General features: G+C 67.9%; 13 protein-coding genes. 5 read left to right on the top strand and 8 right to left on the bottom strand.

Going from position 1 to position 13,156, the window contains the following annotated elements:
• On the top strand, positions 1–404 hold a 404-nt coding region (locus GV790_RS24600), incomplete at its 5' end, for a hypothetical protein (protein ID WP_218586467.1).
• Positions 405–535: 131 nt separating this feature from the next.
• On the opposite strand, the gene GV790_RS24595 is transcribed toward GV790_RS24600, so the two are convergent.
• The 4 genes from GV790_RS24595 to GV790_RS24580 form a co-directional block, all read right to left on the bottom strand.
• Complete coding sequence (locus GV790_RS24595) at positions 536–997, bottom strand: pyridoxamine 5'-phosphate oxidase family protein (RefSeq protein ID WP_163816547.1); 462 nt, start codon at positions 995–997, stop codon at positions 536–538.
• Positions 994–1,509: a DoxX family membrane protein gene (locus tag GV790_RS24590; protein WP_163816546.1), complete on the bottom strand. Its 516-nt coding sequence runs from the start codon at positions 1,507–1,509 to the stop codon at positions 994–996. Before GV790_RS24590 ends, GV790_RS24595 begins: the two co-directional genes overlap by 4 nt.
• Positions 1,510–1,549: 40 nt before the next feature.
• On the bottom strand, positions 1,550–2,053 hold the full coding sequence (locus GV790_RS24585; RefSeq protein WP_163816544.1) for a hypothetical protein: 504 nt from the start codon (positions 2,051–2,053) through the stop codon (positions 1,550–1,552).
• A 560-nt stretch (positions 2,054–2,613) separates the two neighbouring features.
• Positions 2,614–3,171 carry a TetR/AcrR family transcriptional regulator gene (locus GV790_RS24580; protein ID WP_163816542.1) on the bottom strand — a complete coding sequence of 186 codons (558 nt, stop codon included), beginning with the start codon at positions 3,169–3,171 and terminating at the stop codon, positions 2,614–2,616.
• A gap of 191 nt (positions 3,172–3,362) precedes the next feature.
• Between GV790_RS24580 and GV790_RS24575 the strand changes: the two genes are divergently transcribed.
• Together GV790_RS24575 and GV790_RS24570 are read left to right on the top strand one after the other, a co-directional pair.
• Positions 3,363–4,310 carry a cupin domain-containing protein gene (locus GV790_RS24575; RefSeq protein WP_163816540.1) on the top strand — a complete coding sequence of 316 codons (948 nt, stop codon included), beginning with the start codon at positions 3,363–3,365 and terminating at the stop codon, positions 4,308–4,310.
• 145 nt (positions 4,311–4,455) lie between these two features.
• Positions 4,456–5,598 (top strand): DUF2235 domain-containing protein, encoded by a 1,143-nt coding sequence (locus tag GV790_RS24570; RefSeq protein ID WP_163816538.1) that lies wholly within the window; start codon positions 4,456–4,458, stop codon positions 5,596–5,598.
• A gap of 4 nt (positions 5,599–5,602) precedes the next feature.
• Here GV790_RS24570 and treY read toward each other — a convergent pair whose 3' ends face one another.
• From treY to GV790_RS24555, 3 genes are read right to left on the bottom strand one after another with little or no spacing between them, the layout of a single operon-like run.
• Positions 5,603–7,999 (bottom strand): malto-oligosyltrehalose synthase, encoded by a 2,397-nt coding sequence (gene treY / locus GV790_RS24565; RefSeq protein ID WP_163816558.1) that lies wholly within the window; start codon positions 7,997–7,999, stop codon positions 5,603–5,605.
• Positions 8,000–8,058: 59 nt separating this feature from the next.
• Positions 8,059–10,176, bottom strand: a complete 2,118-nt coding sequence (glgX, locus tag GV790_RS24560; protein ID WP_163816535.1) for a glycogen debranching protein GlgX — start codon at positions 10,174–10,176, stop codon at positions 8,059–8,061.
• Positions 10,177–10,225: 49 nt separating this feature from the next.
• Entirely contained in the window at positions 10,226–10,780 is a 555-nt protein-coding gene (locus GV790_RS24555) for a cupin domain-containing protein (protein ID WP_163816533.1), read from the bottom strand.
• Positions 10,781–10,816: 36 nt separating this feature from the next.
• Between GV790_RS24555 and GV790_RS24550 the strand changes: the two genes are divergently transcribed.
• Both GV790_RS24550 and GV790_RS24545 read left to right on the top strand, forming a co-directional pair.
• Positions 10,817–11,251, top strand: a complete 435-nt coding sequence (locus GV790_RS24550) for a MarR family winged helix-turn-helix transcriptional regulator (protein ID WP_163816531.1) — start codon at positions 10,817–10,819, stop codon at positions 11,249–11,251.
• Between the two features lie 159 nt (positions 11,252–11,410).
• The gene (locus tag GV790_RS24545; RefSeq protein ID WP_163816529.1) at positions 11,411–12,682 is read left to right on the top strand and encodes an adenosylmethionine--8-amino-7-oxononanoate transaminase; all 1,272 of its coding nucleotides are present in this window, start codon (positions 11,411–11,413) and stop codon (positions 12,680–12,682) included.
• A 44-nt stretch (positions 12,683–12,726) separates the two neighbouring features.
• Here the strand turns inward: GV790_RS24545 and GV790_RS24540 are convergent, their stop codons facing one another.
• Positions 12,727–13,101, bottom strand: coding sequence for a cupin domain-containing protein (locus tag GV790_RS24540; RefSeq protein ID WP_163816527.1), 375 nt, complete (start codon positions 13,099–13,101; stop codon positions 12,727–12,729).
• Between the last annotated feature and the right edge of the window lie 55 nt (positions 13,102–13,156).

Below are 13,156 nucleotides of genomic sequence, written 5' to 3'. Positions count from 1 at the left end.
CCGGCTACGTGTCCACCCTGCTCGCCCCCGGCCCCGCCCTGCTGCGGTTCTCGCTGCGCCTCGACGCGGTGGTGACCGCCGCCAACGGCCTGGCCTACCTCGCGCTGTCCGGCCCGATCGAATCCTTGCTCGGCCTGGACACCGCTGTCGGCATCCCCATCGGCATCTTCCTCACCCTCTACGGCATCGGCGTCGCCCTCGTCGGCCTCCCGGCGAACATCAACCCCGTCGCCGTGCGCGCGGTGATCACCGGTAACGCCGCCTGGGTGGTGGTGAGCCTGGCGGCCCTGATCGCCGGCGTACTCGACGTGAACGCGATCGGCACCGTATGGGCCGTCCTCCAGGCCATCGTCGTCGGCGCCTTCGCGGCCATGCAATACCTGGGCCTGCGCCGCGCGCGCTGATTTCGGAAAGCTGCTCGGCACAAGAACATCGACGAATCCGGTCGGGATCTCCCGACCGGATTCGTCGTAGTTCGATAACGGGACCGGCACCGCATGGGTGCTACCGGGACACGGCGCGGTCTCGTCCTCGTTCAGTGGCCGGCTTCGGTGTAGATCGTGCGCCACTGCGCCGACAGTTGCTGCTCGGTGGCGTTTCCGAACTCGTATGCGGGCGAATTGATCGGCGCTATCTCCTCGACCCGGACGAAGATGACGCGATGCGCGGGGTAGCCGGGCCCGTTTCGGTCCAGCAGCCAGGACTGGAGCCACAGGTACTCGGGGGTGCCGGGATCGCGAAATTCCGCGAGGCCGGTGAATCGGTATCCCCGGCGGGCGATGAAGTCCACCACGGCGATCTCGATACCCGGGTTCTGCGCCAGATTCGCCACGGTGCCGGGTGAGGCGATGTCCATGAACACCAGGTGCTGGTCGTCGTAGACGCGCACCGACCCCTTCGGCGAGATGTTCGGCGAATGGTCGGGCCGCACGGTCGCGACGAAGGCCAGCTTGGCCCGGTCGACGACGCGGCGCATGTCCTCGTCGATGTATGTCATCGCTCGACTCCTGCGCGAGCGGAAGGGCCGCGGCGGAGATGATCGACGCTGAGTACGTGCGCGCGTTCCGGCGACAGCGCCAGCAGCGCCGCGGCGGCGGCCGCGCTGAACACCGAGGCGTTCAACGGTGATTCGGGGCCCGAGAAGAAGAACATGGATCCGCCGAACGCGAGCAGGGTCACCAGCGTCGCCGCGGCCGTCCACCGCATCGCGACCCCGAGCAGCAGTGCGACGCCGAGTACCGCTTCGGCGGCAGTCGAGGTCCAGGCGGTGATGTCGACCAGCAGTTCGGGCATATACGGCGCCAGATCGTCGACGTAGGCGGTGAACGCCTCGAATTCGCCCCAGGCGACATTGCCGGTACCCGGTTCACCCCACAGTCCGAACCGGTCGCCGACCGCGGACAGGAAGCCCACGCCGAGCGCGAGTCGCGCGAAAATTGTTGCCGCTGACCAGTATTTGAGTCGGACGACGTCCTCCGACGACGCCTCGGTGGTGTGTGTGGGTGTCATCTGAATTCCTCACTGCTCGATGTGTCGATGATTCGATTCGTCAGGCCGCCGCGACGCGACCCGCCGTGGCCCGCACGCACATCACCACGGTGACCGCGACCGCCAGCGCGATCGGTGCGAACGCCGGGATCAGGTCTGTGGGGCGAGCGGCCATGAGGTAGGCGCCGGTCAGGGTGAATGCCGGTGTGCCCCACTGCGATGCGGCGATCGTCACCGCGGCAGCGGCGCCGATGGCGACCGAGGCCGTCTTCCGCCGCCCCAGCACTCGCAGTGCGTTCAGGGAGGTGAGGAAGATGAGTGTGCTGGAGACCATGCCGGCGGCGGCCCATGCGCCGACGTGTGATCCCGAATTCAACAGCCGGCCACCGGTTCCCGCGACGAACACGGTGACCGGCAGGATCGCGCCGATCGAGATCAGCACTCGCCTCGGTGCCCGAGTCGTCGACGCGCGCCGCAGCCGGCCCAGCTCGCCGCACTGCACACCGAGCAGCACCGCCAGCAGTAGCGCTGCGGTCACATGCGTCGCCAGAAGCGTTGTGCTCATGAGATGTCATACCTCCTGCTCCGGGCCGCCGAGTCCACACGCGCTCTATTCGGAAGCGGATTCACATTCCGATACGGTACAAGAGGAGATATCGCGCTTGTCAAGGAAACTTCTGGATGCGATCGCCGCCCTGATGGCCGCCGATGGTGGCCTGGGGGCTCGTCTCGGGGCATGGCACGCCGACGGCGGCCATGCCCCGGGGTACCCGTCAGCAGATAGAGCCGTGTATGACGTTGTAGATCGCGTTACCCGGTAGGCATTCCGGTGCCCCCGGGCGGCTCTGGTCGACCGGATGGGTGAGCCACCACGCCATACCCGCGGCCGCGATGACGGCACCCGTGCCGATCACCGACGCGGTGACCGTGCGCGGAGCTCGAAGGATCAGTGCGGCGGCCAGGCTCAGTGTGCGGCGATGTCGGCTATGACCGAGTTGGCGACCGGTGCTGCGGCGCGCACGGAGGAAGTCCTCGGCGATGTTGGCCGATACCTCATCGAATCCCTCGCCGGGTGAGTGGAATGTGTGGCCGACGCGACGCCCGCGTGCTGGAATGCCGAAAGTCTCAGGGCTTCAGGCCATCGAGGACGATGTCGATGAACCGATGCCAGTCGCCGAGATCGGCGCGCACCACGGTGGCGAGCGAACCGATGATCATGTAGAGGTCGTCGGAGGTGACATCAGGGCGCAGGGATCCGTCGGATCTGCCCTGCTCGAGAATCGATGAAGCGAACTCGAAGAGTTCGGCTTCGACGGGGCCCTGTGGGGCGATGCTGCCGAGTGTCGACTCGATCATCCTCGAGAGGGTGCGCCCCCCTTCGTGTACCTGGCCGACATGTGACAGCAGCCATCGCACCGCCTCGATGCCGGTGGCGAATTCCGGCCGTTTGGTCCGGGCGGAGTCCAGAATCTGGATGAAGCGCTGTTCGGCGATGGCCTCCATGAGCGCCTGCCGCGTGGGGAAGTGGCGATAGATCGTTCCGACGCCCACGCCCGCGGCGCCGGCGACCTCCGACATCTGGACCTCGTCCCCGCGCTCGGCGAAGAGCGCGGTCGCGGCCTCGAGCACGCGAGCTCGATTACGTCCGGCATCAGCGCGCAGGCGGCGGGGTGGATTCGACATGAGGTGGAGGCTTTCGGTCGACGGAAGTGGATTCCGATTCGGCAGCGTACTCCATGGTCGCGATCCGGTTACCTGATCGACACCCGGCGGGCGGCCGGGGGAGCGTGCTTCGGGGATTGACAGCGGCCGCGGGCTCTGCGATGGTCGGTAATCGGAACCGGAATCCGAATCCGGTTCGGGAGAGGATTGTGATGTCCAAGGATCGCTTCTATCTGCTCGAGGCCGGCGCCTCACGGCCCACCCGAGTCCCGCTGCCGCCGTGGACGACCGTCAAGGCGGGAACCGACGACACCGAGGGCCGGTTCACCCTGATGGAGAACCGCAGCAACGGCGACATTCCCGCCCATGTGCACGACAACTTCGACGAGTTCGTCTATGTCATCGACGGCGAGCTCGGGCTGGACTACCGCGGTAACACCCACCGCTTCACCAGCGGAATGTGCTTCCTGGTTCCGCGCGGCATCACCCACGCGATGCGCAACCTCGGCGGAGCGGACACTCCGGTGCACGCGTTGCAGCTGTCCGCGCCGTCCGGTTGGGAGCGCTACCTGGAGGCGGTGGTCGAGGCGCGGCAGAGTGGTGACTGGACCGCCGATCGTGACTGGGTCGAGGCCAACGAGATCGGCAAGCCCTTCGGCATGCGCTACCACCTGGGCCACGACGACCCGAAGGAGTGGGGCGACCCCGATCGTTTCTACCTGCTCGGCAAGGGGGAAGCCCGGCCCGGCCGTATCCCGATTCCCCCGGCCTTCAGTGTGAAGGCACGTACCGAGGATACCGACGGGCTGTTCTCGGCACTGGAAGTCACGGTTGCCCAGCCGATTCCGCGGCACACGCACCACGTCGCCGATGAGTGCATCTATGTGCTGGACGGTCTCCTCGAAGTCGAATTCGACGACCGTATCCAGGTCGCGGGTCCGGGCCAGGTGGTCCTGTTGCCGCATGGTGTGCCGCACGCGCTTCGTCCTGGCTCGAACCCGCCCCCGCGCGTCGTCCAGATCTCCTCACCCGGCGGTTGGGAGTGCGTGGTCGAGGCGATCATCGAACATCGCACCGAGGTCACCTCGGGCGGCCGTTTCGATCCGGCGGCGCTCAATCGCTACACCCGCCGCTATCACGTCGTCTACGACGAGGACTGACGACGCGTCGAGGTCTGGCGCGGCGAACCCGCGGGTCGTTACGGTGGCACGAGTAATCGCTCATTAACGGCCCCGGGGGCGGGAACGAATATTCGGGTAGTCGAGTACGCGGGTCCCGGAGCGGGCGCGGCGGGAGGATCTGGATATGAAACGACTTGTGGTGTGCTGCGACGGCACCTGGAAGGCCGAGTCGAGCACGACGGTATCCAACATCATCAAGATCGCGCAGACCATCCGGATCGAGGCGCCCGACGAGCAGGGGCGGCCGGTCGCCCAGTGGGTCACCTACGTGCCGGGGCCCGGCACCCAGGGCTTCCTGGCCGACCGCCTGATGGGCGGGGCGTTCGGTCTCGGATTGGAGGCGAATCTATCGGCGGCCTACTGGCATCTGGCGTTGAACTGGGAGCCGGGGGATCAGATCTTCATCTTCGGTTTCAGCCGCGGCGCCTTCACCGCGCGCAGTTTGGCGGGTCTCATCGGGCGGATCGGGATCATGACGCCGGAAGCGATGATCGACGGCATGTACCCGGAGGCGTTGAAGATCCACAAGCAGCCCGTGCCGCCGGACGGTGAGACACCCGCCGAGTGGGAGAAGTTCCGGAGCGAGAACTGCCATCCCGGTCCGGCCAAGATCGATTTCCTCGGCGTCTTCGACACTGTCGGCGCGCTGGGGGTGCCGGGGCTGACGTCGCTGCGGCACAAATTCCACGACGTGCGCCTCGGCCCCGCGGTGCACTGCGCGCGCCAGGCCCTGGCCATCGACGAGCGGCGCCGCAACTTCGAGCCCTGCCTGTGGGAGGTCCCGGTGGAGCCGAATGTGAAGTACCGCAGGGGTTTCCAGCGGGTGAAGCAGGTGTGGTTCGAGGGCGTGCACAGCGATATCGGTGGCGGTTACGCCGAATGCGGGCTGTCGGATATCACGTTGCGGTGGATGGTGGCCGAAGCCGAATCGGTGGGGCTGGTGTTCGACCGCGAGCGCCTCGACGCGCTGTCCGAGCGTTGCACCGCGGGCGCCGACCACATGCGCAGGCACGACTCGCTCGGCATCGGTTACCGGGTCCTGAATCTGGCGCGGGCGCTGCGGAATCCGCGCAGTCCGCGGTTCCACTGGGATTCCTGGCGCAAACTCGGCGTCGCCGAGGACATCGGCATCCGCTTGGCCTCCTGCACCCAGAACGACGAGTACCGCCCCGCCAACCTGCGCCGCTGGCGCGAGGAGCTGGGCGGAATGTTCCCCGAGGAACTCATCGAGAAGACCGTCCCGGTGACGGCGAAACTGGGCGCCTGAGCGTTCAGCGCACCAGCAGCGCCACCGGGAGCCGGGCGAACAGCTTCTCCAGCCGCGCCCGGCCCTGGAAGGTGTGCCCGGTGAGCCGGTCGGTCCAGGTGCCCTGCGGTAGATCCAGCACCGTGTCACCCCAGCCGGTCTCGGCCAGCGATACGCTGTGCCGGGTCGCGGCCACGATCACCTCCGGCGCGTCGCCGGCGCGGCCGCGGGCGTAGGACACCAGCTTGCCCGCCTGCTCGCCGGTCGCGAACAACGGCAGATAGGTGCCGCCGACGAAGCAGTCCGGCCGCTCCCGGCGTAACCACAGCGCATAGGCGACGATCCACATCTTCGCCGCCCCGGTGGTGTCCAAACCCGGTGTGCCCGTCAGTGATTGCAGCATGCCGGCGCGGGTGGCGAAATCCACCGGACGCCGGTTGTCCGGGTCGACCAGCGAGTCCTCCCACAGCTCGCAGCCCTGATAGACGTCCGGAATCCCGGGCCCGCACAGTTGCAGCAGTTTCTGCGACAGCGCATCCGACCAGGCATGCGGGGCCAGTTCGTGCACCAGATCGCCGAGCCCGGAACCGACCGGGCCGTCGATCACCGCATCGATCCAGGTGTGCACGGCGGTCTCGAATTCGGGGTCGGGTTCCTCCCAGGAGGTGTGCTCGCCTGCCTCGCGAATCGCCTTCTCCGCGAACCGGTGCAGCCGATCGCGGAGCCCGGGCACCGAGGCGGCGGGACGGCCGTCTGCGGGCCACACCCCGAACATGTTCTGCAACAGGAACAGTGCCGTCGCGCCGTCGGGGCCGGGGGTGAGCTCGAGCCAGGTCGCCACCGACCGCGCCCACCGCGTCGCCACCTGTGACAGCACCCCGATGCGGGCGCGCACATCCTCACCGCGTTTGGTGTCGTGGGTCGACAGCGCGGTCATGGTCGCGGGCCAGCGTTGCGCGCGTTCGCTGTTGGCGAGGTGGAACTCGTTGAGCGAATGCCCGAATCGGGCCGGGTTGCCGCCCACCTCCTGCAGCGACACCAGCCGTGCGGCCCGGTAGAACATGGTGTCCTCGACGGCTTTGGCCGTGATCGCGCCGCCCACCTGGCTGAACCGCACCGCCGCCTCGCCGCCGGCGGCCAGCGCCGCCACCAGTACCGACAGCGGCGCGGTGAGTTCGCTGTTGCGTTTTTCCACATCGGCGACCACGGCGCCGGTCATCCCGGCCAGCGGCGTGTAATCGACCCGGTACACCGGAAGGAACGCCAGCACCTCGATGGTGGCGTTGGTCAGCGCCATATCGCTGATCCCGGAGGCGTCGAAGCCGTTCACGCCCGCGTCGCGTTTGACCGCCGCCACCAGCCGCCGGATCTCCGGTGCCAGAATGCTTTCGGCCACCGCGCGCTTGATGCGGTGCTGCTTCTCGCCGATCCAGGCGCGGTCGCTGCCGTGGCCGGCGAAATGCTGGGACAACTCCGTCAGCGTCTGCTCACCGCCGGGGTCGATCAGCACCCCGCCGATATCGGCGAGCGCGTCGTAACCGGTGGTGCCGTCGATGGGCAGGGTCGCGTCCAGCGGTTCCCGGTTGGCGAGGATCTTCTCCACCAGCAGCAGCCGGTGGGGGCCGATGAGGCTGCGCAGCCGGGCGAGATAGGCCGCCGGATAGGACAGCCCGTCGGGGTGGTCGACGCGCACACCGTCGATCAGATCGTGTTCACACCAGGCCGCTAGCTCACGATGGGTGGCTTCGAACACCTCCGGATCTTCCTGACGCAGCGCCGCCAGCCCGCTCACCGCGAAGAACCGGCGGTAGCTGCACAGGCCCGCCTTCCAGCTCACCAGCCGGTAATGCTGTTTGTCGTGGATGCGCAGCGCGTTGTCGCCGTCGGTGTCGGGCGCGATCGGGAACCGCAGATCGTGCAGCGCGAGCATCGGCTCTGGACCGGACCGGTCCACCGTCAAGGCCGCCGGATCGTTCTCGCTCTGCAAGACCGGCAGCGCCAGCCGCCCGCCGGCGCCGTTGAGCGGGCTCCAGTCGATATCGAAGTAATGCGCGTACTGCGATTCCGGTCCGTGCCGCAGCACATCCCACCACCACGGGTTCTGCCGCGGATCGCCGACACCCACATGGTTGGGCACCAGATCGACGATCAACCCCATGCCGCGGCTGCGCACCTCGTCCGAGAGCGCCTTGAGCCCGGCCGGGCCGCCCAGCGCCGCCGACACCGTGGTCGGATCGGTGACGTCGTAGCCGTGCGTCGAACCGTGCGCGGCGGTCATCACCGGCGACAGATACAGATGCGAGATTCCCAGCTGCTGCAGGTATTCGGCGATGGCGGCGGCGTCGGCGAAGGTGAGCAGGTCCGGGCGCAGTTGCAGCCGGTAGGTGCTGCGCACCGGCGTCGACCGGGCCGGGCGGCGCATGGACTGTGGATCGGTGAGATGCGTGGCGGTCAGGTTCTTCTCGGTCATGTTCGTATCGGTCAGGCGGTGCGGCGGAGGACGAGCAGACAACGGGCGGTGACGGTGACGGTGCTCGCCGCGGCATAGCTGGCCTCGGCACGTCCGTCGGGTGCGGAACAATCCAGGGCGACCGACCACTCGGCGCCGAAATCGGGGGTGGGCAGGGTGAAATCCAGGGCGCTGTCGTGGGCGTTGAAGCACAGCAGGAACGAATCGTCGGTGATGCGTTCACCGCGTGGGCCCGGCTCCGGGATCCCTTCGCCGTCCAGGAACACCGCCAGCGCCCGGCCGAAACCGCTGTCCCAGTCCGCGACCGTCATCTCCGCGCCATCGGGGGTCAGCCAGGCGATATCGCGGGGATGCCCGCCCTCGCGCACGGCGCCGCCGGCCAGGAAGCGGCGGCGGCGGAACACCGGATGCGCGGTGCGCAAGGCGATCGCCGCGCGGGTGAACGCGAGCAGATCGGCGTTCTTGTGCGCCAGCGACCAATCCATCCAGGACAATGCCGAATCCTGGCAGTAGACATTGTTGTTGCCGAGCTGGGTGCGGCCCATCTCGTCGCCGTGCGCGAGCATCGGGGTGCCCTGGCTCAGGATCAGCGTGGCCAGCAGGTTGCGCGACTGGCGATCACGCAACGCGAGCACTTCCGGATCGTCGGTGGGTCCTTCCACCCCGCAGTTCCAGGACCGGTTGTGGTTTTCACCGTCACGGTTGCCTTCGCCGTTGGCCTCGTTGTGTTTGTCGTTGTAGGACACCAGGTCCCGGAGGGTGAAGCCGTCGTGGGCGGTGACGAAGTTGATCGAGGCGCTGGGTCTGCGCCCGGTGGCCTCGTACAGATCCGAGGACCCGGTGAACCGGGACGCGAACTCGCCGAGGGTGGCGTGCTCACCGCGCCAGTAGTCGCGCACCGTATCGCGGTATTTGCCGTTCCATTCGGTCCACAGGCTCGGGAAGTTGCCCACCTGATAGCCGCCCTCGCCGACGTCCCACGGTTCGGCGATGAGCTTGACCTGGCTGACCACCGGATCCTGCTGCACCAGATCGAAGAACGTGGACAACCGGTCCACATCGTGCAGTTCGCGGGCCAGCGTGGCGGCCAGATCGAACCGGAAACCGTCGACGTGCATCTCCAGCACCCAGTACCGCAGCGAATCCATGATCAGCTGCAAGGTGTGCGGATGACGCACGTTGAGGCTGTTGCCGGTGCCGGTGTAATCCATGTAGTGCGCGGGGTCGTCGTCCATCAGCCGGTAGTAGGCGGCATTGTCGATGCCGCGGAAACCGATGGTCGGCCCCAGGTGATTGCCCTCGGCGGTGTGGTTGTAGACCACGTCCAGGATCACTTCGATGCCCTCGGCGTGCAGTGCCCGCACCATCGCCTTGAATTCGGTCACCGCCGCGCCGGCCCGCGCGCCCGCCGCGTACTCGTGATGCGGGGCGAGGTAGCCGAAGCTGTTGTAGCCCCAATAGTTGCGCAGGCCCTGGTCGAGCAGGATGCGGTCGTGCAGGAACTGGTGCACCGGCATCAGCTCGATCGCGGTGACGCCCAGGCCGCGCAGATGGTCGATGATCGCCGGATGCGCCAGCCCCGCGTAGGTGCCGCGCAGTTCCTCGGGAACGTCGGGGTGGGTGATGGTCATGCCCTTGACGTGGGCCTCGTAGATCACCGTCTCGTGGTAGGGCCGCCTCGGCGATCGGTCGGTGCCCCAGTCGAAGAACGGGTTGATCACCACACCGGTCATGGTGTGGCCGAGCGAATCCTCGCCGTAGGTAGAGAGCGAGCGGTGATCGGTGAACGTGCCGTCGAAGGCCTTGCCGTACGGGTCGAGCAGGAATTTGCTCGGATCGCAGCGCAGGCCGCGTTCGGGATCGAACGGGCCGTGCACCCGGAACCCGTAGCGCTGTCCCGGACCGACGCCCGGCAGGAAGGCGTGCCAGACGTGCCCGTCGACCTCCTCCAGCCTGATCCGCGTCTCGGCGCCCTGCTTGTCGACCAGGCACAATTCCACCGCGTCGGCGACCTCGGTGAACAGCGAGAAATTGGTTCCGGTCCCGTCGTAGGTGGCGCCCAGCGGATACGCGCTACCCGGCCAGACACCCAGCGGTGCCGCGGCGGACGCGGGATCGGGCGAAACCATGGCAACGACACTAACGGTCGCTCGGTCGCCGCCGCTGCGGCCCTGCGCGTTAAGCGGGCGGACCGGCGGTGGCCGAGGTCGCGGGCAGCCAGCGGCGGTGGTATCCGGTGCGGCGGGCGAGGCGGGCGAGGGTGCCGAGGACCGCGCGCTGGACGGGGGCCGGGATGCCGGCGAGGTAGCCGTCCTGGAGCTCCCAGAGCATGGCGAGCGCGACGGGATTGCGCGGGACGCCCGCGCCGGTGGTTTTGCCCGCGTTGTCGAGGGCGGACCACAGCTGGAACATCTGCCAATGCCGAAGTGGCGGCCGGATCTCGTGGTCGACGACGGTATCGGGCAGCTCGCTCCAGAATTCGTGCACCGCGCGAGGTGCGGCGGTGACGGTACTGCCCGGGTCGGCGATGACCTCGCGCCCGTCGATGCGGAAGCGCAGCCGTCCGCTGCGGATGGTCCAGCTCTCGGCGATTTCGGGGTGCCAGTGTCGGCCGGCCTGCCGTTTCGGTACCGGCAGCAGATGCTGTAGCCGCAGGTAGGGGCCGTCGTCGTCGACGCCACGAGCCATCAGGGTGACGCGATGGCCGTCGCGGAAGGTGAGGGTTTCGTGCATGAAACCAGATATAAAGGTAACCTTCCTATTGTGTCAATGGGCGAAACCTCCATCTTGAAACTGCTCACCTTGGCGACCAGGTCCGTGGAACGGGAACTGAACCGCGAACTGGGCGCGATGCTCGGTGATGGCCTGCGGCCCGCGCACTACGCGGTCTTCCGGTACCTGGACCCGGCGGGCTCGCGCGTCACCGCCCTGGCCGACGCGGCGGGGATGACTCAGCAGTCCATGGGTGAACTGGTCACCCATCTCGAGCGGCACGGGCTGGTTGAACGCCGGGTCGATCCGGCCGACCGCCGGGCGCGGGTGGTGCTGCTGACCAATTCCGGGCGCCAGGCGCTCGCCCTGGCCGCTGATCGCATCGCGAGCATCGAGCGCGAACTGCGCGCTCACCTCGGGGTGGACGAGTTCGAGGCGCTGCGTGCGGGTCTCGCGGCCGTGCCGGGGGTGCTCGAGGCGCCGGAGCGGTAAGCGCAGGGTGGATGCCGCGCCGCTGGTGTTTCGCGGCGGGGGCCGACGGTCTCGCCCTGCTCGGTCCCGCCGTGGCATCAGCACCTGCTCAGATGTTAACTTGAACAGCGTTCAAGGCCGCCTGCTCGTGGCGGCACGTCCACTGTGCGAAGGATTGCTGTGGTGCTGACGCCCGACGAGATCACCGCCATCGACGCGAAACACGTGTGGCACCCCTACGGCGGGTTTCCGGCCACCACCGAGCCGCTGGTGGTGGCCTCCGCGTCCGGGACCAGGCTGCGCTTGGCCGACGGCCGTGAACTCGTCGACGGCATGAGCTCCTGGTGGGCGGCGGTGCACGGATACCGGCACCCGGTGCTGGACTCCGCGCTGCTGGTGCAGTCGCAGCGGATGAGTCACGTGATGTTCGGCGGGCTCACTCATGAGCCGGCGGCGCGGCTGTCCGAGCTGCTGGTGCGGCTGACCCCGCCCGGGCTGGACAAGGTGTTCCTCTGCGATTCCGGTTCGGTCTCGGTGGAGGTGGCAGTCAAGATGTGTCTGCAATATCAGCGCGCGCTCGGCCACCCCGGGAAACGCCGCCTGCTCACCTGGCGCGGCGGCTACCACGGCGACACCTTCACCCCGATGAGCGTGTGCGATCCAGAGGGCGGCATGCACTCGTTGTGGACCGACATCCTCGCCGAACAGGTCTTCGTGCCCGCCCCGCCGACAGACTTCGATCCCGGCTATGTCGCCGAACTCGAGCGGGCGGTGCGCGAGCACGCCGACGAGCTGGCCGCCGTCATCGTGGAACCGGTGGTGCAGGGCGCGGGCGGGATGCGCTGGCACGATCCGCGCTATCTCGGTGAACTGCGCCGGCTCTGCGACGCCAACGGCGTGCTGCTGATCTTCGATGAGATCGCCACCGGATTCGGCCGGACCGGAACGTTTTTCGCCGCCGAACACGCGGGAGTGAGCCCGGATGTGATGTGTGTCGGCAAGGCATTGACCGGTGGTTATCTGACGCTGGCCGCCGCCTTGTGTACCGAGCAGATCGCCGAAACCCTCAGCGCCGCACACGGTGGGCTCATGCACGGGCCGACCTTCATGGGTAACCCGCTGGCGTGCGCGATCGCGGTGGCATCGACCGAACTGCTGCTCTCCCGCGACTGGCAGGGCGAGGTGACGCGCATCGAAGCCGAGCTGGGTACCGGCCTGGCTCCGGCGCGGGAGTTGCCCGGCGTCACCGACGTCCGGGTGCTCGGCGCGATCGGGGTGATCGAGCTCGATCACCCCGTCGACATGCGCGCGGCCACCGATGCGGCCGTTGCGGCAGGCGCCTGGTTGCGGCCCTTCCGGAATCTCATTTATACGATGCCGCCGTTCATCAGCACTACCGGCGATGTCCAGGCGATCACCTCGGCGATGGTCGCGGCGGCCCGGGTCGCATGAGCGCTGAGGCGAGCTGATTCGGCTGTGCGGGTCGTGCCCGGCCGCTATGCGATCCAGGGCGGCACGATGGTGCCGTCCCGGTCCGGGGCGCCGGCTCGGGCGCCTGCGGGAGCGGTGACGATGGCGGTGAAACCTTCTGCACCACCGCTGATCTGGCGCAACACATCGGGCGGCAGGATGATCGTGTCGCCTGCGGTGATGACGTGATCGGCGCCGTCGACGGTGACCTCGGCGCTTCCGCTGAGGACGGTCCACACCTGTTCGGCATCGATGAAATGCAGCGGGCCGGACTGGCCGGGCGCGAGCTCGACACGCCACAGCGGGAGCGAGGCGCCGCCATGGGTGGGGGAGGCGAGGGTGGTCATGATGCCGCCGGGGGTTTCCGTGCGGCGGGTTTCGGAGTGTCGGATGACGGTCACGGAGTTACGTCCTTAAGATAGACAACGATGTTGTCCATATAGTTAACGAGGTTGT

The sequence above is a fragment of the Nocardia cyriacigeorgica genome (genome assembly GCF_010858045.1).
In the GTDB taxonomy this organism is placed as follows: Bacteria; Actinomycetota; Actinomycetes; order Mycobacteriales; family Mycobacteriaceae; genus Nocardia; species Nocardia cyriacigeorgica_E.
The sequence above is the reverse complement of the archived record's forward strand: the minus strand, read 5'-3'. Positions and strand labels throughout refer to the sequence as shown.

Bases quoted from the DNA above. Each gene is read 5' to 3' on its own strand.
- GV790_RS24595 (WP_163816547.1), bottom strand. From the start codon at position 997: ATGACATACATCGACGAGGACATGCGCCGCGTCGTCGACCGGGCCAAG.
- GV790_RS24590 (WP_163816546.1), bottom strand. From the start codon at position 1,509: ATGACACCCACACACACCACCGAGGCGTCGTCGGAGGACGTCGTCCGA.
- GV790_RS24585 (WP_163816544.1), bottom strand. From the start codon at position 2,053: ATGAGCACAACGCTTCTGGCGACGCATGTGACCGCAGCGCTACTGCTG.
- GV790_RS24580 (WP_163816542.1), bottom strand. From the start codon at position 3,171: ATGTCGAATCCACCCCGCCGCCTGCGCGCTGATGCCGGACGTAATCGA.
- GV790_RS24575 (WP_163816540.1), top strand. From the start codon at position 3,363: ATGTCCAAGGATCGCTTCTATCTGCTCGAGGCCGGCGCCTCACGGCCC.
- GV790_RS24570 (WP_163816538.1), top strand. From the start codon at position 4,456: ATGAAACGACTTGTGGTGTGCTGCGACGGCACCTGGAAGGCCGAGTCG.
- treY (WP_163816558.1), bottom strand. From the start codon at position 7,999: ATGCGCCGCCCGGCCCGGTCGACGCCGGTGCGCAGCACCTACCGGCTG.
- glgX (WP_163816535.1), bottom strand. From the start codon at position 10,176: ATGGTTTCGCCCGATCCCGCGTCCGCCGCGGCACCGCTGGGTGTCTGG.
- GV790_RS24555 (WP_163816533.1), bottom strand. From the start codon at position 10,780: ATGCACGAAACCCTCACCTTCCGCGACGGCCATCGCGTCACCCTGATG.
- GV790_RS24550 (WP_163816531.1), top strand. From the start codon at position 10,817: ATGGGCGAAACCTCCATCTTGAAACTGCTCACCTTGGCGACCAGGTCC.